Raw genomic sequence first — 1,555 nt, 5'->3', positions numbered from 1 at the left:
TGATGAATGAGATGATATAGGTTTTAGGAAAAATTATCAAAATTACACTAAAGTAATTTCTAATAAAAAATAGGGATCATTATCACAATCAAGGGACAAATAACCCAAAGATTAGGCACAAAAACTAGTAATCAAGTAATGAGTTTAAACAAAATATCAAAATTATATTTTTTTTGTATTACCAATTATTTTATTTTCAATTATTTTTACAAATAAATCATTAAAGTTTTTAGATTCATCGGATGTAAACTCACGTTCTTGATGAATTGCAACCTTTAACATGTTCATCATAAGTTTCATTTCAGCAGGTTCCAAGTTCTTCAAATAAGATTTGAAATTCCATGTATAAAAACACCGATACATTAACGCGATCAAGAGAGATCAAATCAAGTTTTAGATTTAATTAAATGAGTCCTGAAAATCAGATGATATAAATAAAATTTAAAACATAATTTGTAAGATTTAAGATCTACTAATTAGATAATTTTACCCCACATTCATTTTAATATCATCTTTAGGGATTATCTCAGTAGATACATCATTGACATATTAAAAATAATCATGTATGAAGTCAGGGAAAGATAATGTCTTTACATTATGGAGATGTTTTATTAAATCACACAATACATAATGAGATTGATTTGGTTTAGGTCATTAACATTTGTAACTACGTGTAATTCATTATTAAGAATAATGCAGAAGCATATCTAGAGAAAACATCAGCGCGGAGTAATGGGCAGTAAATGAAAACCATTCATCGTTGAATCTAATTTAGGATGAATTCTTGTGTTTTTCTCTCGGAGTAGATATTTTTGCTTCTGCATTAATGCATGTTTTTAATCATAGTATTTAGGAAATGATTAACAATGTTAATTACAAAAAAATCCTTTTTTATATATGAAGATATAGTTAATCATAGGAATAGAAGGTCTTAGGAAGTAAAGATTAAAGAAACTCCAGATAAGAATCCCAAACTAATCAGGATTTTAAGGTCAATCCAAATGAGAGAGTAATAAAGCGAGTAAAAGAACCAAATTGAAAAAATAGTCGTTAAAAATTTAAAAAAATAGGCAAGAGAGAATTCACAGAGCAATTATATTTTTATTACAATCAGATCAATTAAACATCATGAAATTATTGCTAGTATTCATACTAGCATTTGTACTGATATTTTTAATTGACAACAATTCATTTGCGGATAAAAGTACATTTTTTGATTCTGTAAAATTCATTCAGTATTTAGACGAAAATACCGCACTTGAAGAAGTGAGAAATGGAAATTTAGATATTTATTATGATAAGATATCTCCAGACAGATTAAGTGAACAAAAATCTCGCGAGGGATTAAAGGTGTTTGATTCTGCAGGAGGGTCTTACAGTATTTTAGTAAATCCAGCAGAATCAAATGACTTCAATCCATTTTCACTCAAAGAAGTAAGATTTGCATTAAATTATCTCATCGATAGAAAATTAATTGTTAATGAATTAATGGGCGGGTATGGGGCACCAACAGTTTCATACTATAGCCCATCAGATCCTGAATATGTCACAGTGC

2 protein-coding genes are annotated in these 1,555 nt (G+C 28.0%); one reads left to right on the top strand and one right to left on the bottom strand.

What is annotated here, in order from left to right; translation table 11 throughout:
* Positions 1-162: 162 nt before the first annotated feature.
* Positions 163-315 carry a hypothetical protein gene (locus BG20_RS12330; RefSeq protein WP_157999262.1) on the bottom strand — a complete coding sequence of 51 codons (153 nt, stop codon included), beginning with the start codon at positions 313-315 and terminating at the stop codon, positions 163-165.
* Between the two features lie 813 nt (positions 316-1,128).
* Between BG20_RS12330 and BG20_RS02430 the strand changes: the two genes are divergently transcribed.
* A partial coding sequence (locus BG20_RS02430) for an ABC transporter substrate-binding protein (RefSeq protein WP_010190429.1) occupies positions 1,129-1,555 on the top strand: 427 nt, incomplete at its 3' end.

This window comes from Candidatus Nitrosarchaeum limnium BG20 (assembly GCF_000241145.1).
In the GTDB taxonomy this organism is placed as follows: Archaea; Thermoproteota; Nitrososphaeria; order Nitrososphaerales; family Nitrosopumilaceae; genus Nitrosarchaeum; species Nitrosarchaeum limnae.
Note: the sequence above shows the minus strand (reverse complement) of the source record. Positions and strands in the feature narration are given on the sequence as shown.